This is a genomic window from Neisseria sp. P0001.S005, assembly GCF_051963715.1.
The window spans coordinates 1-240 of the sequence record NZ_JBQCTZ010001052.1 but is presented as its reverse complement, the minus strand read 5'-3'; the positions used below and the strand labels follow the sequence as shown (position 1 = coordinate 240).

1 protein-coding gene is annotated in these 240 nt (G+C 60.0%); it reads right to left on the bottom strand.

Translation table 11 applies throughout. The features are described 5' to 3' along the window. The coding region (locus ACTHSP_RS24030) for a TonB-dependent receptor domain-containing protein (protein ID WP_440347229.1) at positions 1 to 240 on the bottom strand (240 nt) is incomplete at both ends.

Genomic DNA, 240 nt, shown 5'->3' with positions numbered 1-240 from the left:
CGTCGTAGGCGGCGCCAAGACGGGGGGCGAGCTTGTCGGCAAAGGTGAAGTGAAAAGCCGTTTCGAGGAAGTCGGGACGGAAGGTCGGCACCTTCTCATCCTCGGCGCGAACGCCCAGATTCAGGGTCAGGCGATTCCCTATCGTCCACTGATCCTGCACATACAGCGATTGAATGTTGTTGCCCGCTTTGCTCGTGGTCCGCTGATCGTTGAGCTCGTAGTAGCCGTACGTCCCACGGC